Here is a 19,352-nt window from a genome sequence, read left to right as displayed (position 1 = left end):
CCCCAATCTTAGTTATTAAAAAATAACTACAATCTAATTTTATAAGAACAATAAACAAAAGTAAATAAGTATATAATTATAATATTCTCATTTTTTTTTAATTTATTGCATCCATTATTTTATCTTCTGGTACTTTTACATAAGTGTCTGGAACTCTGCCAACTATAATTGCTTCTGCAACTAAAATTGTATTATTAACATTTATATTATTCATTGAAAAAGGAACTAGAACTTTTGCTTGACTTTCAAATTCCAAAAATACTTTATATTTAGTTTGATTAATACCACAGCTTTCAAATTCCGTTCTAAAATTAGCTTTTGACATACCTATGGGTAAAACCTTTAAATTTACATTCGGACCCATCTGAGATAAAATTTGACTACCTATAAGGCTTCCTACAGGAATTCTAATATCTTGTGGTTCCATATTTTTAAATTTAGTTTGGGCTGCTGTAGCTAATCCCGCTGCTAGTTCATTCATAGCAGAGGCATTTGCTTCTACAAAAGTAACGTTACCATCATTATCAGTTTTCATATCAAGCAATTGACGAATATCCGTATCTAAAATAAATTCCTCTTGAATTGAATCATTTATAGTTTGAGTAATAATAGATTTTACTTTTACTTCTGAAATAGAAGCTATAGTGGGTTTAATAACTTTGTCAACAAAAAGAAACCCATACATTGTTAATATAATTAACAAAACAAGGCTAAAAAACCATTTTATTTTATTTTTTTTTTTGTTGCCCCTATAAGTTTTCATATAAAAACCCCCAACTAACTTGTAATATACTATGTTAATCGGGGGATTTTTGTTACTGATTAATTTTAATTAAACTTCCAATTTATCTAATTCTTCTGAGAATTTACTGTTAACAATCTTTATATGTGTACCCTTCATACCAAGAGAACGAGATTCAATAACTCCTGCACTTTCTAATTTTCTAAGTGCATTAACAATTACAGATCTTGTAATTCCTGATCTGTCAGCAATTTTACTTGCTACAAGAAGACCCTCTGTTCCATTAAGCTCTGTAAAAATTTGTTGTACCGCCTCAATTTCAGAATAAGATAGTGTACCGATTGCCATTTGAACTACTGCTCTTTTCCTTGCATCCTCTTCGATTTCCAAAGTCTTTCTTCTTTGAATTTCAATACCCACTACTGTAGCACCATATTCACCAAGTACTAAATCCTCATCACAAAATTCTGGTTTATATCTTGTAAGAATAAGAGTTCCTAACCTCTGACCACCTGCAACTATAGGAATAATCGTATGCAGCTTATCATAAGTATCATAATCATATTTAAAAATCTCTAAAGCTTCTTCATCAGTTAAGTTAGCCTTTGTCTCTACAATTTTCAATAATTCTTCATTATATTCATTTGGAAACTGCTCGTTTCCTGTTTCCGGATCTGTAATAGTAGCACTATCAGATTTTATTTTATAATGAACTCCTATAACTTTACCTCTTTTATTTGCAATATATACATTTGCATCCATTAAGTCACTTAAAATATCGCAAAGATCATTAAAAGAAAAAACACCAGAAGCACTTTCTTGCAGTACCCAGTTTAACTTTCTCACCTTAGAGAGTATGTCTCTATTCATTCATAAATTCCTCCATTTGTTTATATTATTAAATTTTAATATTTGTTTTAATTATATGAATATTATAACTCAAATTATTTAACTTACAAACATTTTTTTTGATAATAATATAATTTTCTTCATATTTCTACATATATTTATAGTTATTGTTTAATAATTTGTGTTTTTTTATATTTAAACTAATTTTTTTTATATAAATTTTTATTCAAACTGTATAAAAAAGCTCTGCAAAATTCTTTTATATTTATTCAATTAAATTTAATCCGTAATCTTTTTTAAACCTTTTGTTATTATTATAAACCAATATTCTTTACTTTATTAAAAAAGAACAAATTGTGTAATATGCATTTCTATTTTCATATATTGATAGTTTAATATACATATCTTCCAGTTATTTATTTTTCTTATATTACGATTATACAACTTCTATGTCTTACAAGTGTTAATTAATTGAATGGTAACAATAATTCCGAATAAAAAAATTGGATAAGAAATTATTTATCCAATTTTTTATTATAAAATATATTACAAAATAAATCTATCAATATCATCTGCGTGAATCCTATCAATAAACTTATCTCTTACATATTTCTCATCAATAACAATTTCCTCATTTTCCATTTCAGGAATATTAAATGAAATATCTTCAAGTAATTTTTCCATTATTGTATGAAGTCTTCTTGCTCCTATATTCTCTGTCTGTTCATTAGTTAAATACGCCATAGTAGCTATTTCGTTTACAGCATCATCAGTAAAGTTCACATTTACACCTTCAGTTTCCAATAGCATTTTATGTTGCTTCAGCAATGCATTTTCTGGAACAGTTAAAATTTGAACAAAAGCTTCTTTAGTTAAATTTTCAAGTTCAACTCTAATAGGAAATCTTCCTTGCAATTCGGGAATTAAGTCAGTAGGTTTTGAAATGTGAAAAGCACCTGCCCCTATAAATAAAACATGATCTGTTTTAACAGGACCATACTTCGTATTGATTACACTGCCTTCAACTATAGGGAGTATATCTCTTTGTACTCCTTCTCTGGAAACATCTGCACCAGAACGATATTCTGACCCAGCAATTTTATCTATTTCATCAATAAAGATAATTCCGTTTTGCTCTGCATTTTCAAGAGCTTCCGATGTAACTTGATCCATATCTATAAGATTTTGAGCTTCTTGTTCTCTTAAAATCTTTCTTGCATCTTTTACCCTAACTTTTTTCTTCTTTTTTTTCTGTGGCATCATGTCTCCAAAAATATTTCCTATAGCTATACTCATACCTTCGGTTCCAAGATCCAACTGATTCCCTTTTGGAACATCATTTACTTCTATTTCTATAAACTGTTCTTCTAAAAGCCCGTCTTTAAGCTGTTGTTTTACCTGTTCTCTTGCTAATAATTCTTCCGCCTTTTCATCTGAGTTTTTATCTGTCTGTTCTGAAGAAATTTTTTGTTGATTTTGCTGTGCTTGAAAACCTCCTCCAAGTATAAAGTCAAAAGGTCCTCTAACTCCACCTGTATTACCCGATGATGATTTTTTCTTTCCAGGAATAATTGCTTCTATTATCTTTTCTTCTGCAATTTCTTCTGCTATTACATACTTTTCTTGAAGTCTTTTTTGCTTAATAATTCGAATAGAAGCTTCAACTAAATCTCTCACCATAGAATCAACATCTCTTCCCACATAACCAACCTCAGTAAATTTTGTAGCTTCTACCTTTACGAATGGGGCATCCATTAATTTTGCTAATCTTCTTGCAATTTCTGTTTTACCAACACCTGTAGGTCCCATCATTAAAATATTTTTTGGAGTAACCTCTTCTCTCATTTCTTCTGGAAGTAAACTTCTTCTGTATCTATTTCTAAGTGCTATTGCAACAGATTTTTTTGCTTGATCTTGTCCGATAATATATTTATCTAACTCCTGTACTATTTCCTTAGGAGTCATGCTATATAATTCACCCATATTTCTTTCCTCCTATAATTTCTCTACAGAAATATTATTATTTGTATATACGCAAATTGATGAAGCAATATTTAACGCTTCTCTTACAATTTCCTCTGCATTCATATCAGTATGCTTAAATAAAGCATTGGCAGCCGCATAAGCATAGTTGCCACCGGATCCAATAGCTACAAAATCCTCATCAGGCTCAATTACTTCACCGTTACCCGAAATCAAAAGCATGCTCTCTTTATCTGCTGCAAGCATTAAAGCCTCTAGATTCCTCATCGCACGATCACTTCTCCAGCTTTGAGCTAAAGCAACAGCTGCTCTCTTTAAATTTCCAGAATGTTCTTCTAGCTTTTTCTCAAATTTTTCTGTTAATGTAAATGCATCCGAGACTGAACCTGCAAATCCTGTAACAACTGTATTTTTATATATTTTCCTCACTTTTTTAGCAGTATGTTTCATAACTGTAGTTTCACCCATAGTAACTTGACCATCTCCGCCAATACAAATATCATTTTCTCCTCTTCTCACCGCTACAATAGTAGTAGCATGAAAATTTCCCATAAAAAGACCTCCTTAAATTTATAATTATTATTCTTTATACCCGCATTCACTATTTGAACACACATATTTCGTAGTTTTTGTTGGTTTTTCCATTAAAAGAGAGCCACATTCCGGACATTTTTTATCAACTGGTTTATTCCAATATAGTTGATCACACTCCGGATATCCACTGCATCCATAGAAAATTCTTCCTTTTTTGCTTTTACGTGCCACAATATCTCTTCCGCATTTAGGACACTTAACTTCTATTTTATTTACTTTTGTTTTTGTATTTTTACATTCTGGATAACCAGAACATGCTAAAAATTCGCCGAAACGACCATGTTTTATAACCATAGGTTTTCCGCAAATCTCGCAAACTTCATCTGTAACTTCATCTTCTATTTTTACTTTTTCAATAGCTTCATCAGCAATTTTAAGTTCTTCTTCTAATGTCTTATAGAAATCTACTATAATATTTTTCCAATTATTACCCTTTACTTCTACTTCATCCAACTTATCTTCAAGTTCAGCTGTAAAGCTTGCATCAACAATTTGTTCAAAATAAGTCTCCATTAAATCTGTTACAATAAAACCTAGTTCTGTAGGTATTAAAGTTTTCTTTTCTCTTGTAACATATTTTCTTTCTATTAAAGTCGCAATAATAGGCGCATAGGTACTTGGTCTGCCTATATTTTTATCTTCTAAATATTTTACAAGTCCGGCTTCACTAAACCTTGATGGTGGTTGTGTAAAGTTCTGTTCGCTTAAAATTTCAATTTTATTAAGCTTGTTTCCTACTTCTAATTCGGGAAGAGTTTTTTCATTATCTCCGTCATTAATATTCTTATATACTTTCAGAAATCCTTCAAACTTTAGTTTTGAACCATTTGCCTTAAAAGTGTAATCATTATTTTTAATTTCAGCACTCACACTGTCATAAACTGCCGGTTTCATTCTACTAGCAACAAATCTACTCCAAATAAGCTTATATAAATTATATTGATCTTTTGTAAGAGATTCTTTAATGTCATCAGGTTTTAAGTTAACATTACTTGGTCTTATGGCTTCATGTGCATCTTGTACATCCTTTTTCTTGTTTAAGAACACATTATTGCCTAAGTAATCTTTAGAATAGTTTTCAGTTATAAATTCCGTTACCGAAGCTTGTGCTTCATCAGAAATCCTAACTGAATCGGTCCTGATATATGTTACCAAACCAACAATTCCATAACCTTTTATTTCAATTCCTTCATAGAGCTGCTGTGCTATTAACATGGTTTTTTTAGTATAAAAGTTGAGCTTATTTGATGCCTCTTGTTGAAGACTGCTGGTAGTAAACGGTGCCTGAGGATTTTTAAGTCGTTCTCTTTTATCTATTTTATTAATAACAAAATTATCATCATCTAATTCAGAAAGAATCTTATCTGCCTCTTTTTTATTATTGATTGTGATTTTTTTTCCTTTATATTCTGTCAATCTAGCAGTAAACTGTTTTTTCTTTGCAGAACTTTTACTTGCATTAATCAGAACAGCACTTATTTCCCAATATTCTTTTGGTATAAACTCCAAAATTGATTTTTCTCTGTCACAGATTATTTTCAAAGCTGCAGATTGTACTCTCCCTGCACTTAAACCTCTTCTTATTTTTCTCCATAACAAAGGACTAATCTGATAACCTACTAATCTATCTAAAACACGTCTCGCCTGCTGTGCATCCACAAGTTTTTTATCAATAACTCTTGGATGCTTAACAGCATTTTGTATAGCACTTTTCGTAATTTCATTAAAAACGATTCTACATGGTTTATTATCATCAATTCCAAGCAAATACGCAATGTGCCATGATATGGCTTCACCTTCTCTATCAGGGTCAGTTGCTAGGTATATTTTACCTGCATTCTTAGCTGCCTTTTTCATTGCTTTAATAACATCACCTTTTCCCCTGATGGAAATATATTCAGGAGTAAAATTATTCTCAATATTAATACCAAGCTTACTTTTAGGTAAATCTCTTACATGTCCCACCGAAGCAACAACTGTATATTTGCTCCCCAAAAACTTACCTATAGTCTTAGCTTTTGAAGGTGATTCTACAATAACTAAATTTTTATCGGCCATAATATAGCCTCCTTTGTGAATTTACTATTACAAAAATTGATTATATTTGTAAAATTATTATTTTGCAACAAAAATTTTTCCCAAAGCTGTTTGAATAATTCCTTTAATTTCTAAAATTGTTATGATTGAATTTACTTCAGACACTGATTTTCCCGTAGTTCTGCAAAGAAAATCTGAAGTTACTTCACCATTTTGTAACAGTATTTCATAAAATAATTTTTCGTCTTCACCAAGTAAAAGTTTATCTTTTTCATCTATAGATTTTCTTTCTATACAAAGTTCATCTATTATATCATCTATTACTATTATGGGAGTTGCTCCATCTTTTATCAATTTATTTGAACCTATACTATTCATATTATTTATATTCCCTGGTACAGCATAAATATTCCTCCCTTGTTCTGCTGCATATTCAGCTGTAATAAGAGATCCGCTGTTCAATCCAGCTTCCGCAACTATTGTGCCAATGGAAATTCCACTTATTATTCTATTTCTTAGAGGAAATCTATAAGGTAATGGCTTTGCTCCTGGTTCAAATTCTGACAGAATCAGCCCATTTTTTGAAATTCTTTCCATCAAATTTTGATTAGAAACTGGATAACAAATATCTACCCCGCAACCTAAAACCGCAATTGTTTTTCCCTCATTTTCCAATGCGCCTTTATGTGCAAAAGTATCTATTCCATATGCCATTCCACTAACTGTAACAATATCATACTCTGCAAGTTTTACTGCTAAATTATAGGCTGCCCATTTACCATAGTCGGATGCTTTTCTTGCTCCTACAATTGCAATAGAAGCTTTATTTGCTAATTTAATATTACCTCTATAGTATAATTCTTTAGGAGGTTCATTTATATACTTCAGTAAATTAGGATAGTCTTCTTCATTTATTTTAACTTTTTTTATATCTAAAAATTTCATTTTATATTCCTCTGACAATTTTATCTAAGCTTCTGTACTGAATTGCTTCAGCTATATGTTTAGCTTCTATTTGATTTATTCCATCAATATCCGCTATGGTTCTGGATAATTTTATAATTTTATTATATGCTCTTGCACTTAAAGAAAATTTATAAAAAGCCTCTTTCATTAAATCCTTACTTTCTTTGTTTAAAATACAATATTTCTTTATCAAATTGGGATTCAACTGAGAATTATAGTTAATGTCTTCTTTTTTATATCGTTCTAATTGAACAGTTCTTGCTCTTTCAATCTCTTTTCTCATTTCTTCAGAATTTCTTGGTTTTATCTTATTATTACCTATAAGTGAATCATAATTTACAGGCATGATTTCTATTTGAATATCCATTCTGTCCAGAAGAGGACCTGATATTTTAGATAAATAATTATGTATTTGATAAGGCTTACAAGTACATTCATGGTTTGAGTCACCATAATAACCACAAGGACAAGGGTTCATTGCCGCAACAACCATTATTTTACTAGGGAAAGTCAATGAACTAGAAATTCTATTAATTGTAATTTTTTCATCTTCCATAGGCTGTCTTAACATTTCAATAACTTTCCTGTTAAATTCGGGAAATTCGTCTAAAAATAGCACGCCATAATGAGCTAGAGAAACTTCTCCAGGACGAGGTTTAGAACCCCCTCCCACCATTGCAACCGCAGATATAGTGTGATGCGGTGCCCTGAAAGGTCTGTCTAAAATCATAGGTGATCTTTCTGATAGTTCTCCCGCGATACTATATAATTTGGTTACTTCCAACTTTTCTTCATATGTCATAGGCGGCATAATAGAAGGTATCCTTCTTGCAACCATAGTTTTACCTGCACCGGGAGGACCTATCATAAGTATGTTATGTGATGCTGCTACTCCTATTTGTAAAGCCCTTTTTACAGTTTCCTGTCCTGATACATCAGAAAAGTCAGCTTTATCTTTTCTTAGTGTAGTTATTATATTATATCCACTATTTTTATAAGGTTTTATAATAGTTTTATTAAGAAAATAGTCAACTATTTCATCTATTTTGGAAATAGGATAAATTTCAACATCATCTATAATACTCACTTCTTTTGCATTAGATATAGGTAAAACAATTTTTTTTATACCCTTATTACGAATACCAATAACTAATGGCAAAGCACCATTAATATGATTAACTTTACCGTCTAAGGAAAGTTCTCCAATAAATGCAAAATCTTTTATTGTCATACTGTCAATAATTTTTATACTGGCTAAAATACCTATGGCTATGGGCAAATCAAAGTGAGTACCTTCTTTTTTTGTACTTGCTGGTGCAAGATTTATTGTAATTCGCTTTGCCGGAAATTTATAATTACTATTAATAATTGCCGATCTAATCCTTTCCTTAGATTCCTTAACTGTCAAATCAGGTAATCCTACCAATGTAAGAGCAGGTAATCCTGCAGATAAATCAGTTTCTACAGTAATAAGTTCAGATTCAAGCCCATATAGAGATCCTGTAAATACTCTTGATAACATTCTATTCCTCCAACTCATGTCAAAATGCATTTTTTATGTGATGCAAATAGACTTTATCTTTTATTTTTAATATTTCTACTACATCAATTCGCATGTCAAAATATCGTAATTCATTTTTCGCTATATAGTAATTTGCAACTCTAATTATATGTCTTTTTTTATTTTCAGTAATGGATTCACACGGCAAGCCGAAATTTAAATTGTTTCTTGTCTTAACTTCAACAAACACAATAGTATTATTTGTTCTTGCAATAATATCAAGTTCACCAATTTTACACGAATAATTACGTTCCAAAATAAAATAATCTTTTTTTATAAAATATTTTGCAGCCACTTCTTCTCCCCAAGTTCCTAAGAGCAAATGTAATCATCCTTTCAATATAAATTTTACATTTTTAATTATTTCATTAATATTTTTACTTGTCAACCATATTTTTACATTTATAGCTATGTTTCAATCACAAAAATTAAAGATTTTGTTTAAATAAGCTAAATATTATTTAATATATCCAAAAATTCTTTATTGTATTTTCTTATAAATTTCATATTGCATGAATCTCCGTGCCCTGGATAAATCATTATTTCATTACTCCAATTATTAATAATATCTAAAATTGAATGCCTCATTTCATTTTCATCACCATCAATGAGATCAGTTCTTCCTAAGTCTACATTAAATATAGTATCACCTGTAAATGCAAGCTTACTCTTATCCGAAAAATAACAAACACTTCCTTTTGTATGCCCTGGGGTATTTATTACTGATATTTCTTCTGATCCAAGCATTATCTTATCACCATCTTCTAAAACACAATCTACTCCATTTTTATATAAATCCAAATCACCTCTGTGCATATAAACAAGGCAACCTGTATTATCTTGTATTTTTTTTACACCCCCTATGTGGTCATAATGATGATGAGTCAATAAAATACCTTGTATTTTCAATTTAAGCTCTTCAACTTTTTTTAAAAAGCTATCAGGATTATAGCCTGGATCAATAATAAAACATTCTTTAGTAGTTTTATCGTATATTATATATCCGTTACTTTGAAGATTTCCTCCAATTAATCTTATTATCTTCATTCTATGTCTTCCTTTCATATAGATCAACAAAACTTTCTATATTTAAAATTCTAATTTAACTATTATTTCTATTATAATTCATGTTAAAGAAAATGTATAATTTGTATGTAAAAATTAGAAAAATATAATAATAAATAGCTATTTTGAAAAGACTATACTATTTTTATTAACCAAATTAATTATCTAAAAATCATGTATATTACAAAAATTTTTTTACTTCTTTTTTGTATATTTAACCAATATTTTAGCTTATTTAAAGCAATAATAACAAATAATTATTGCTTTAAATAAAAATAGTGATAGAATAATGTGTATGTCAATATAAAAAATGTGTATGTCAATATAAAATGAAAGGAAAAATTTAAAAGGAAATAGTTATGAAAATAGCAATAGCTGGTGCAGGTAAATTAGGTATTAAAATTACAGAAGCACTTTTAGAAGGTGACCATTCTGTTACCTTAATAGATAAAAATGAAGCACTTTTACAAAGGCTTTCTTCACAAATGGATTTAATGACAATACCAGGGAACGCGAAACAAATAAGTCTATTGAAAGGTATGGACATACAATCCTATGATTTTCTCCTTGCCGCTACAAATTCAGATGAAAAAAATATTGTTATTTGTGCATTTGCAAAGAGATTGGGTTGTTCAAAAGTAATAGCAAGAGTTAGAGATCCCGAACATATGAATCAACTTGATTTCATAAAAGATACAATGAATATAGATTATATTGTAAATCCCGACCTATCCATTACTATGGAAATATATAAATATTTAATAGAAAAATACACGTTAAGCAATGGTATCTTTTCTAGCGGAAAAATTGCAATAATAGAATTTTTATCGGATAAAATGCCTGAAATTATTGGACGACCTATAACCGAGATTATTGAAAGTTTAGGGAATATGCTTGTAATTGCAATTTCAAGAAATGGAAAGGTAATTATTCCAAACGGATCAACAATTATTTTAGAAAATGATAGTCTGTATGTAATTGGAGAAAAAGAGCCTATTCTTGAATTAAATAACAAGGTTCATGAAAAAGGTAAATATACAAACTTACAAAGAGTAATGATTGTTGGAGGTGGAAAAACAGGTTTATATCTTGCAAAAAAACTATCAGAATTCGGTGTATCTGTTAAAATAATTGAAAATAATAAAGCTAGATGTCAATATCTAAGTAGTCATTTAAATGATGTTCTCATTTTACATGGTGATGCTACCGATATTGATTTACTTGAAGAAGAAAATATAGATGAAATGGATGGATTTGTAACAGCGACAGGCTATGATGAAGAAAACCTCCTCTTAGCACTTATGGCTAAACAACGAGGAATTGAAGATGTAATAGCTAAGGTTAGCCGAGAAAGCTATGCAACTCTTATCGAAAGTATGGGAATTGATATGGCTTTAAATCCTTTGGATATGACAGCAAGTCATATTCTTCGTTTTATACAAGGTTCTAAACGAATAATATCTTCACAACTGATACAGGGTCAAGCGGAAATAATAGAAATTATTGCCGATGAGCATATGAGATTAATAGATCGACCTATTAATTCTTTACAACTTCCTGATGATGTTATAATCGCGGCTATTCATAGAGGAACAAATGTAATAATTCCAAATGGTGACACTGTTATAGAACAAGATGACCGAGTTATTATAATTTTTCTTTTATCAGATGTTTCAACTTTGGAAAAAGTTCTTCGTTGTGATAGAACAGGTATATTTAAATAAGGTGGTGCAGTTTTATGGTTTTAAATTATAAAGCAATAACAAAAATAATTGGTATGATTATACTTATTATTGCAATATCAATGCTGCCATCTGCTTTGGTATCATTAATCTATAATGAATTTTCTACCTTATTTGCTTTTATTAAATCAATAATTCCAATGTTTATTATAGGATTGATTTTAACATTAAAAACAAGGCCAGATTCTACTAATCTGAAAATGCGTGATGGTTTTGCAATTGTTGCGTTATGTTGGCTTTTAGCTTCACTTTTAGGCTCTGTGCCTTTTATGGTCTCAGGTTATATACCTAGATTTGCCGATGCTTTTTTTGAAACTGCATCCGGATTTAGTACAACAGGTGCATCTATACTAACAAATGTAGAAGCCTTACCAAAAGGGCTTTTATTTTGGCGCTCTTTTACACATTGGCTTGGAGGTATGGGTATTCTAGTTTTCGCTATTGCCCTATTACCTACACTGGGAATTGCCGGTCACAGAATAGCAAAAGCAGAAACAACCGGGCCTACCTTAGGAAAATTAATGCCTAAAATGTCTGATACTGCTAAAATATTATATATAATATATATGGTATTTACTATAGTAGAAACAATTTTATTATTATTTGGTGGTATGGATCTTTTTGATTCATTAATACATACCTTTGGTTCAGTAGGAACAGGGGGATTTTCAAGCTATAATGACAGCATTGGTCATTTTAACAGTGCGTATATTGATTTTGTAATATCATTTTTTATGGTTTTATGTGGAATTAACTTTACTTTATTTTACTGTGTTGTACATAAACATTACAAAGATTTATTCAAAGATGGTGAATTTAAAGTATATATTACAATTTTAATTAGTTGTATATTACTGATATCAATAAATTTATTATATAACAATACATATGATACACTTGGAGATACAATAAGATACTCAATATTTCAAACATCTTCCATAATAACCACAACCGGTTATGCAACAACAGATTTTGATTTATGGCCATCCTTCAGCAAGATGATTTTATTTTTCTTAATGTTTGTGGGAGGGTGCTCATCTTCTACAACAGGATGTATGAAAGTAATAAGAATTTTAGTTCTGTTCAAACTTATTAAGAGAGGCATAGCACTAAGGCTTCACCCACATGCAGTTATTTCTGTTAAACTAGACGGTAAAGCTATTCCAGCAGACAGAGTTTCAGCTATTACAAATTTTATCTTCTTATATCTTGGTATTGTTGTACTAGGTTCAATAATTATTTCGTGGGATAATTTTGACTTAATTACAAGCTTAAGTGCCATGGTATCTTGTATAGGAAATATAGGTCCGGGATTTGGATTAGTTGGTCCATCTATGAATTACAGTATTTTTTCTGAACCTATAAAAATTTTCTTATCATTTGTGATGCTAGCAGGACGTTTAGAATTATTTACAATATTATTATTATTGACTCCATCTTTTTGGAATCCAGATAAAGCTATTAGAGTATAGTTTAAAACTAATAAAAATATTCTAATATTTAGAATAAAAGTGGACAGTCTAATTATATAGGCTGTCATTTTTATTTTAATCTTATAATTATTAAATGGAGGAATACATTTTGAAAGTAAAAGATTTAATGTCTACTTCTATAGTATGTGTGCGACCTGAAACATCATTAAAACAGATTGCATCTTTAATGAAACAAGAAAATATAGGTGCAATTCCTATTTGTACAGATCGCAATGAAATTTTAGGTATAATCACTGATAGGGATATTGTCCTTAGAGGTATGTCTTCATCACTTGAAAATCAAACAGCAGAAAGTATTATGTCGAGAAATATTGTATATGCAACTCCAAATATGAATAGCCATGATGCAGCACTTTTATTATCAAAAAATCAAGTCAGAAGATTACCTGTTTTAGAAAATGGTAAGTTAGTTGGAATACTTGCACTTGCTGATATAGCAAGAAAACCTATGTATATTGATGAAGCCGGTGATGCACTTAATTCTATATCTAAAATAAATAATCTATATTGATAAGCTGTCATAATGATTTTTATGACAGCTTTAATTCATTGAATAAAATAAAATTAATTTCTTTATTTAAAAGATCTACGGAATGAACTATTATTCTAACTTTATTTCCCAATGAATAAATATTATTGGTATGTCTACCTATCAACCTATACATATTTGGCTCATAATCATAATAGTCATCTGTTAAAGACTCTACTCTTACCATTCCTTCAATAGTATTTTCAATCTCAACAAAGAATCCAAAGGATGCAACACCACTGATTATTCCCTCATATACTTCATTTATATGATAAGACATATATTCTGCCTTCTTTAATTTTTCAACTTCTCTTTCTAATTCTTGTGCCTGTCTTTCAGTGATAGAAGATTGATCTGCGGCAATATTTGTTCGTTTTTTTAAAATTTTTATCCGTTTATCATTTAGATTTCCATTTATAGTTTCTTTTATAATTCTATGAATAATTAAATCAGGATACCTCCTTATTGGTGAAGTAAAATGACAATAATATTTTACTCCTAACCCAAAATGCCCTTCACATTCTGTTCCATAAAAAGCCTTTTTCATTGCGCGAAGCATTATCGTATTAACAATATGTTCTTCAGGTTTTCCCTCTACAGATTTAATAATTTCATTCAAAGCTTTAGGATGTATATTCTCCAAATTACCTTTTAATGTTAAGCCAAAACTGGCAATAAATTTTTTAAACTCTTCTATTTTTTCTAAATCCGGTTTTTCATGAACTCTGTATACAAAAGGTATTTGCATCCAATAAAAATGTTCTGCAACAGTTTCGTTAGCAATAAGCATAAATTCTTCTATTAAACGATTTGCTACTCTTCTCTCCGCAGTTTCTACACTAGTTGGTATACCTTTGTCATTAAGTGTAATATATGCTTCATCAAAATCAAAATCTAAACTTCCTCTTATATCTCTGGATCTCTTTAATAACTTTGCTAATTCTCCCATTAATAATATATCTTCATATATATCTTGATACTTTTCAATTAAATCTTTAGAATGATATTCTAAAATATCAGATACATCTGTATATATCATTCTCGCTTTAGATTGTATAATGCTTTCAAATATTTCGTGTGTTAAAACTTTACCATCTTTACTTATTTCCATTTCTATAGATAAAGTTAAACGATCAACATTAGGATTTAAACTACATATTCCATTAGAAAGCTTTTCAGGCAGCATTGGAATAACTTGATCTATTAAATATACACTATTACCTCTTTTCAAAGATTCATTATCTAAATTGCTGCTTTCTTTTACATAATGGCTCACATCTGCAATATGAACTCCTAATAAATAGTTTCCATTATCCAGTTTTTCTACTGAGACTGCATCATCAAAATCCTTAGAATCTTTTCCATCTATAGTGATAATCGTTTTACCTCTTAAGTCTTTTCTATTAATTATTTCATCTTGTAAAATATCTTCATTTATTTTATTTGATTCATTTATAACTTTTTTAGGAAATTCTTTAGTTAAATTATATTGCCTTATTAAAGCTTTAATATCTCCACCCTGTTCATCTTTTCTGCTTATAATCTCTGTTATTATTCCTTCCGCACTATTTTCCTTATTAGGCCATTTGGTTATGGTTGCAACTACTTTATCTCCTGTATTAGCACCATTAAAATCTTTTTTTAATACAAAAATATCATCATTAATTTTTTTATCATCCGGAACTACAAATCCAAATCTTTTATTTTTTTCAAAAGTACCTATTATTTCTGTAATCGATCTTTTTACAATATTTTCTATAATCCCTTCTCTAGTTTTCTCAGAATTATTTGAATCTAGTAATTTGACATTAACTATATCTCCATTCATCGCATTCTTTATATTATTATTTGATATAAAAATGTCTCCATTCTTATCATTTTGAGGAATTACAAATCCAAACCCTTTTCTGTGTTTTTGTAATGTTCCTATAATTAAATCCACATCTTTTAATGTTTTTCTATGTTTTTTATTATCATTTAATACTTTAATATTCATAATTCCTCCAAGTAACAATACTTTTACATTATTATAATAACATATTTATGTAAAAAGCACAAAAGGATTAAATCCAATTGTGCTTCTGCTTCTGTTGCTTTGTTATTATCAAAGTAATAATATATTTTATTACCTTTTATTTTAATTATTCATTTAAAGCACTTGGAGTAACATCATTATCAGTAATGTTATCATTATTAATATCATTATCATTATCCGTAATATCGTCGGTTATATCATCAACTCCATTTTTAATATCATCTGCTCCATCTTCGATATCATCTTCAATATCATCTGTTAACTTATCATCTGTTATGTCATTAGTTTCATTTGGTGTATCTGGATCAATTGTATCATTTGTATTTCCACAACCATAAAACATAAACAAAGATAAAATTAATAATAATACTAGAAAAATCCTTTTATTATTTTTCATTTTTTCAACTCCTCTCTTTTATATTTCTCTAACTTATTATTTGCTAAATAATAAAATTTTAATCTAAATAAAAAGAAAAGCTTTTAAAAAAAGAGGAAATCTCTAAATTTCATATATTTATATATTTTGACTTTTTGTATTTTTAAAAATGTTTAATTAATTATTTTTTATATTTTTTTAAATTTTATCTTTTATAGTTAATATTTACTACATAACAAAAGCCTGAAAAGATTAATCTCTAACAGGCTTATTTTTATTTTATCCTTGATTTTTGATTACATTTAATACTAAATATCCTCGCTTTTTAAGTTCTTCTTCAATATCATCAGTATTAAGTGCATTTGTTCTGATTACCACATCACTCTTTCCTCCGCTGCCTCTGTAATCTGCTATATGAGTAATATTTGCATCAAAGGAACTGAAAATATTTCCTATATCTGCCAAAGCACCAGGAACATCATTAGCTTCTACAGTAATTCTACTTCCTATATCTCTAAATCCCAGTATATCGATAAAGGCATCAAAAATATCACTTTCAGTTATAATCCCTACTAATTTATTCTCTTTCACAACTGCTAATGTACTAATTCTATAAGACCTCATTAAAACTGCAGCTTCTTCCAAAAGTGCATCAGGTGAAATGGTAATTACTTCTTTTGTCATAGCATCTCTTACTAATGTCTTTGAAAGTAAATAATTAATTTCATATATACTTAGAGTTGTGGCTTTTGTTGGAGATACTTTTTCTAAATCGCTACTTGTAATGATTCCAACTACTTTTTCATCATCAACAACTGGTACTCTTTTTAAGTTTTTTTCATGCATCAATTCAATAACTTCATTAATAGGTGCATTAAATGCAATAGTATACGGATTTGCAGTCATTCTACTTTTTACATACATACTATTCCCCTCCTAAATAAGCTTTCTGTATTTCGTTGCTTTTAGCCAATTCTTCACCTGTACCACTGATAACTATAGCTCCTGTTTCAATAACATACGCTCTACTTGCAATAGAAAGTGCCATACTAGCATTTTGTTCTACTAATAGTATTGTCGTTCCAGTATTATTTATATCTTTAATTATATTGAAAATTTCACGAACTAAAAGAGGTGCAAGTCCCATAGAAGGTTCATCTAAAAGAAGAATTCTAGGTCTTGACATAAGAGCACGGCCCATAGCTAACATTTGCTGTTCTCCACCTGATAAAGTTCCTGCCGTTTGTCTTTTTCTATTTCCTAAAATTGGAAATCTATTGTAAATTTTTTCAATATCTTTTTTAATTTCAGCTTTATCATTTCTTAAAAATGCACCTAGTTCAAGATTTTCTAATACACTCATCTCTGGGAAAATTCTTCTACCCTCAGGGACTTGTGAAATTCCCATTTTAACTCTTTGAGGAGGCGCAATATTTGTTATATCTTTTCCCTCTAATGAAATTTCTCCGCTGGTAGCTTTGTTTAAACCAGATATTGTACGTAATGTTGTTGTCTTACCTGCACCGTTTGCACCAATAAGTGTTACAATTTCACCCTCATTTACTTCCAAAGAAATATCTTTTAGGGCATGAATAACTCCATAATGGACATTAAGATTTTTTATACTAAGCATTGTTAACATCCTCCCCTAAATAAGCTTCAACAACTTTTCTGTTTTTCCTTATATCTTCAGGCCTTCCGGATGCTATCATCATGCCGTAATCCAATACGTAAATACGTTCACATATTTTCATAACCAATGACATATCATGCTCAATGAGGAGAACTGTAAGATCAAACTCTTTTCTGATTCTTGCAATAGTTTCAGTTAAAGCTGCTGTTTCATTTGGATTCATTCCTGCAGCAGGCTCATCTAACAATAGAATTGCAGGCTTTGTAGCTAAGGCTCTTACAATCTCCAAATGACGTTGTTCTCCATAAGGAAGATTTTTAGCTAATTCATTTTTTTTATCCGATAAATTAAAAATATCTAAAAGCTTTTCCGCTTCTTCTTTTAATCTATCTTCTTCTTTATAATATTTATTAAAGTGAAAAAAGGCAGACATTAGTTTATATTCAATATTTTGATGCATTGCTATACGTACATTATCTAGAACTGTTAAATCCTTAAAAAGTCTAATATTTTGAAAAGTACGGGCAAGCCCTGCTTTTGTAACATTATAAGGTTTCAATCCTCCTAATTCCCTTGAATTCTTGTCATCCAAGCTTAGTTTTATAGAACCTGATGTTGGAACATATACTCCTGTAAGAAGGTTAAATAAAGTCGTCTTACCCGCTCCGTTAGGACCAATAAGCCCCACAAGCTCTCCTTTTTCAATATTGAGGCTTACATTGGATACGGCTGTAAGGCCACCAAAGGATTTTGTCAATTTATCTACTTTAAGTAATGACATTATCTATTCCTCCTTCCGTTAAGTCTCTCTTCACGTTTACCAAACTTAAAAATATCAGTAATTTCTTTCGTACCCATCAAGCCTTGTGGTCTAAAAATCATAATAAGTACAAGCAACGCTGCGTATATAATCATACGAACTGCCGTAAATTCTTGAAGGAATGTTGTAAGAACAGCCAATATTGTAGCAGCAATAACAGAACCGGTAATACTTCCCATTCCACCTAATACTACTATAACTAAAATATCTATGGACTTTAGGAAACCAAAAGCATCCGGCTTTATAAAATAAAAATACGAAGCAAACAATGCACCTGCTATACCTGCAAAAAATGCACCTATTGTAAAAGCCATTACTTTATATTTTGTCGTATTTATCCCCATAGATTCTGCCGCAATTTCATCTTCTCTTATTGAAATACATGCACGTCCATGAGATGATCTTATAAAATTATTTATAAGAATAATAGAACCTGCAGTAAATATAAACAACCACATCCAGTTAGTGTATCTTGGAATACCTGAAAACCCCGCAGCACCATTTGTAATTTTCAGATTTAGAAATATAACACGAATAATCTCTGCCATGCCTAAGGTAGCAATCGCCAAATAATCACCCTTAAGTCTCAAAGTTGGAATACCTATTATAACACCAACTATTGCTGCTGCAACAGCCCCGGCTAATATACCAATAAGAAATCCTAAAGTAGAATCCATCCGTGAATTAATTATTGCACAAACATATGCCCCTATTGACATAAATCCTGCATGCCCGAGGGAAAATTGCCCTGTAAAACCAGTTACTAAATTTAAACTGACAGCTAAAATAATATTAATACATATAGTAGCTATAGTAATTTCGTGAAATCTGGTAATAATCCCATTCATAATCAATACTTGAACAATTACAAAAGTCACAATAAGGCATAGTAGTATCAATAAATTCTTTTTCATTAATATACGCATA

Annotated in this window: 18 protein-coding genes; 3 read left to right on the top strand and 15 right to left on the bottom strand. The window is 29.8% G+C overall.

Annotated elements, in window-relative coordinates; genetic code table 11:
• Positions 1-97: 97 nt before the first annotated feature.
• The 9 genes from yunB to K292_RS15460 form a co-directional block, all read right to left on the bottom strand.
• Positions 98-763 (bottom strand): sporulation protein YunB, encoded by a 666-nt coding sequence (gene yunB, locus K292_RS0100755; protein WP_027398239.1) that lies wholly within the window; start codon positions 761-763, stop codon positions 98-100.
• Between the two features lie 69 nt (positions 764-832).
• Positions 833-1,612: a GTP-sensing pleiotropic transcriptional regulator CodY gene (codY, locus tag K292_RS0100750; protein ID WP_027398238.1), complete on the bottom strand. Its 780-nt coding sequence runs from the start codon at positions 1,610-1,612 to the stop codon at positions 833-835.
• Positions 1,613-2,137: 525 nt separating this feature from the next.
• Complete coding sequence (gene hslU, locus K292_RS0100745) at positions 2,138-3,574, bottom strand: ATP-dependent protease ATPase subunit HslU (protein ID WP_027398237.1); 1,437 nt, start codon at positions 3,572-3,574, stop codon at positions 2,138-2,140.
• Between the two features lie 12 nt (positions 3,575-3,586).
• Entirely contained in the window at positions 3,587-4,126 is a 540-nt protein-coding gene (hslV, locus tag K292_RS0100740; protein ID WP_027398236.1) for an ATP-dependent protease subunit HslV, read from the bottom strand.
• A 27-nt stretch (positions 4,127-4,153) separates the two neighbouring features.
• Positions 4,154-6,226, bottom strand: a complete 2,073-nt coding sequence (gene topA / locus K292_RS0100735; protein WP_027398235.1) for a type I DNA topoisomerase — start codon at positions 6,224-6,226, stop codon at positions 4,154-4,156.
• Positions 6,227-6,283: 57 nt separating this feature from the next.
• Positions 6,284-7,150, bottom strand: coding sequence for a DNA-processing protein DprA (gene dprA, locus K292_RS15465; protein WP_051280094.1), 867 nt, complete (start codon positions 7,148-7,150; stop codon positions 6,284-6,286).
• A 1-nt stretch (position 7,151) separates the two neighbouring features.
• Positions 7,152-8,693 (bottom strand): YifB family Mg chelatase-like AAA ATPase, encoded by a 1,542-nt coding sequence (locus K292_RS0100725; RefSeq protein ID WP_027398234.1) that lies wholly within the window; start codon positions 8,691-8,693, stop codon positions 7,152-7,154.
• A gap of 19 nt (positions 8,694-8,712) precedes the next feature.
• Positions 8,713-9,054 carry a YraN family protein gene (locus K292_RS0100720; RefSeq protein ID WP_027398233.1) on the bottom strand — a complete coding sequence of 114 codons (342 nt, stop codon included), beginning with the start codon at positions 9,052-9,054 and terminating at the stop codon, positions 8,713-8,715.
• 128 nt (positions 9,055-9,182) lie between these two features.
• Positions 9,183-9,779, bottom strand: a complete 597-nt coding sequence (locus K292_RS15460) for an MBL fold metallo-hydrolase (RefSeq protein WP_051280092.1) — start codon at positions 9,777-9,779, stop codon at positions 9,183-9,185.
• 377 nt (positions 9,780-10,156) lie between these two features.
• Between K292_RS15460 and trkA the strand changes: the two genes are divergently transcribed.
• From trkA to K292_RS0100700, 3 genes are all read left to right on the top strand, one after another.
• A complete protein-coding gene (trkA, locus tag K292_RS0100710; RefSeq protein ID WP_027398232.1) occupies positions 10,157-11,521 on the top strand; it encodes a Trk system potassium transporter TrkA in 1,365 nt (454 codons plus the stop codon).
• A 14-nt stretch (positions 11,522-11,535) separates the two neighbouring features.
• On the top strand, positions 11,536-13,011 hold the full coding sequence (locus K292_RS0100705) for a TrkH family potassium uptake protein (protein ID WP_037372096.1): 1,476 nt from the start codon (positions 11,536-11,538) through the stop codon (positions 13,009-13,011).
• Positions 13,012-13,120: 109 nt separating this feature from the next.
• Positions 13,121-13,543 (top strand): CBS domain-containing protein, encoded by a 423-nt coding sequence (locus K292_RS0100700; protein WP_027398230.1) that lies wholly within the window; start codon positions 13,121-13,123, stop codon positions 13,541-13,543.
• Between the two features lie 19 nt (positions 13,544-13,562).
• On the opposite strand, the gene rnr is transcribed toward K292_RS0100700, so the two are convergent.
• The 6 genes from rnr to K292_RS0100670 all read right to left on the bottom strand — a co-directional run bounded on the left by rnr (position 13,563) and on the right by K292_RS0100670 (position 19,351).
• A complete protein-coding gene (gene rnr, locus K292_RS15455) occupies positions 13,563-15,557 on the bottom strand; it encodes a ribonuclease R (protein WP_051280090.1) in 1,995 nt (664 codons plus the stop codon).
• Between the two features lie 145 nt (positions 15,558-15,702).
• Entirely contained in the window at positions 15,703-15,993 is a 291-nt protein-coding gene (locus K292_RS15450; RefSeq protein WP_037372092.1) for a hypothetical protein, read from the bottom strand.
• A 258-nt stretch (positions 15,994-16,251) separates the two neighbouring features.
• Positions 16,252-16,896: a CBS domain-containing protein gene (locus K292_RS0100685; RefSeq protein ID WP_027398229.1), complete on the bottom strand. Its 645-nt coding sequence runs from the start codon at positions 16,894-16,896 to the stop codon at positions 16,252-16,254.
• Between the two features lies 1 nt (position 16,897).
• Positions 16,898-17,605 (bottom strand): ABC transporter ATP-binding protein, encoded by a 708-nt coding sequence (locus K292_RS0100680; protein ID WP_027398228.1) that lies wholly within the window; start codon positions 17,603-17,605, stop codon positions 16,898-16,900.
• The gene (locus K292_RS0100675) at positions 17,598-18,386 is read right to left on the bottom strand and encodes an ABC transporter ATP-binding protein (RefSeq protein WP_027398227.1); all 789 of its coding nucleotides are present in this window, start codon (positions 18,384-18,386) and stop codon (positions 17,598-17,600) included. The genes K292_RS0100680 and K292_RS0100675 overlap by 8 nt, the downstream gene beginning before the upstream one ends.
• Positions 18,386-19,351 (bottom strand): branched-chain amino acid ABC transporter permease, encoded by a 966-nt coding sequence (locus tag K292_RS0100670; RefSeq protein WP_027398226.1) that lies wholly within the window; start codon positions 19,349-19,351, stop codon positions 18,386-18,388. The genes K292_RS0100675 and K292_RS0100670 overlap by 1 nt, the downstream gene beginning before the upstream one ends.
• Position 19,352: the final 1 nt, after the last annotated feature.

Origin of the sequence: Anaerovorax odorimutans DSM 5092, assembly GCF_000426305.1 — a bacterium.
Classification (GTDB): Bacteria; Bacillota; Clostridia; order Peptostreptococcales; family Anaerovoracaceae; genus Anaerovorax; species Anaerovorax odorimutans.
The sequence above is the reverse complement of the archived record's forward strand: the minus strand, read 5'-3'. Positions and strand labels throughout refer to the sequence as shown.

Excerpts from the sequence above, each read along its gene's own strand:
- dprA (WP_051280094.1), bottom strand. The coding sequence starts at position 7,150 with ATGAAATTTTTAGATATAAAAAAAGTTAAAATAAATGAAGAAGACTAT.
- codY (WP_027398238.1), bottom strand. The coding sequence starts at position 1,612 with ATGAATAGAGACATACTCTCTAAGGTGAGAAAGTTAAACTGGGTACTG.
- K292_RS0100680 (WP_027398228.1), bottom strand. The coding sequence starts at position 17,605 with ATGCTTAGTATAAAAAATCTTAATGTCCATTATGGAGTTATTCATGCC.
- K292_RS15450 (WP_037372092.1), bottom strand. The coding sequence starts at position 15,993 with ATGAAAAATAATAAAAGGATTTTTCTAGTATTATTATTAATTTTATCT.
- yunB (WP_027398239.1), bottom strand. The coding sequence starts at position 763 with ATGAAAACTTATAGGGGCAACAAAAAAAAAAATAAAATAAAATGGTTT.
- K292_RS0100705 (WP_037372096.1), top strand. The coding sequence starts at position 11,536 with ATGGTTTTAAATTATAAAGCAATAACAAAAATAATTGGTATGATTATA.
- hslV (WP_027398236.1), bottom strand. The coding sequence starts at position 4,126 with ATGGGAAATTTTCATGCTACTACTATTGTAGCGGTGAGAAGAGGAGAA.
- K292_RS0100725 (WP_027398234.1), bottom strand. The coding sequence starts at position 8,693 with ATGTTATCAAGAGTATTTACAGGATCTCTATATGGGCTTGAATCTGAA.
- K292_RS15460 (WP_051280092.1), bottom strand. The coding sequence starts at position 9,779 with ATGAAGATAATAAGATTAATTGGAGGAAATCTTCAAAGTAACGGATAT.
- K292_RS0100675 (WP_027398227.1), bottom strand. The coding sequence starts at position 18,386 with ATGTCATTACTTAAAGTAGATAAATTGACAAAATCCTTTGGTGGCCTT.
- hslU (WP_027398237.1), bottom strand. The coding sequence starts at position 3,574 with ATGGGTGAATTATATAGCATGACTCCTAAGGAAATAGTACAGGAGTTA.
- trkA (WP_027398232.1), top strand. The coding sequence starts at position 10,157 with ATGAAAATAGCAATAGCTGGTGCAGGTAAATTAGGTATTAAAATTACA.
- K292_RS0100685 (WP_027398229.1), bottom strand. The coding sequence starts at position 16,896 with ATGTATGTAAAAAGTAGAATGACTGCAAATCCGTATACTATTGCATTT.
- K292_RS0100670 (WP_027398226.1), bottom strand. The coding sequence starts at position 19,351 with ATGCGTATATTAATGAAAAAGAATTTATTGATACTACTATGCCTTATT.
- topA (WP_027398235.1), bottom strand. The coding sequence starts at position 6,226 with ATGGCCGATAAAAATTTAGTTATTGTAGAATCACCTTCAAAAGCTAAG.
- rnr (WP_051280090.1), bottom strand. The coding sequence starts at position 15,557 with ATGAATATTAAAGTATTAAATGATAATAAAAAACATAGAAAAACATTA.